This window comes from Aquitalea sp. ASV15, assembly GCF_016429115.1.
GTDB classification, from domain to species: domain Bacteria; phylum Pseudomonadota; class Gammaproteobacteria; order Burkholderiales; family Chromobacteriaceae; genus Aquitalea; species Aquitalea magnusonii.
The window spans coordinates 1-321 of sequence record NZ_JAELTZ010000164.1 but is presented as its reverse complement, the minus strand read 5'-3'; the positions used below and the strand labels follow the sequence as shown (position 1 = coordinate 321).

Genomic DNA, 321 nt, shown 5'->3' with positions numbered 1-321 from the left:
GGGTTTGCCTCCGGCAGCGCCATGCGCCAGAACACGCCGTTGGGCGTGGCCAGGGTGTAGTGGTAATCGGCGGCGGGGGCGAAGGGATAAAGGTAGATGAACTGCTGGCGTGACACGTAGTAGACCCTGTCTCTTATACACATCTGACGCTGCCGACGAACGAACAACAGTGTAGATCTCGGTGGTCGCCGGAGCATTAAAAAGGGGGGGGGGGGGGGGGGGGGGGGGGGGGGGGGGGGGGGGGGGGGGGGGGGGGGGGGGGGGGGGGGGGGGGGGGGGGGGGGGGGGGGGGGGGGGGGGGGGGGGGGGGGGGGGGGGGGG

General features: G+C 73.5%; 1 protein-coding gene. It reads right to left on the bottom strand.

The annotated features are described in order from the left end of the window. On the bottom strand, nt 1–321 hold a 321-nt coding region (locus JHD64_RS21340; protein ID WP_199055642.1), incomplete at both ends, for a hypothetical protein.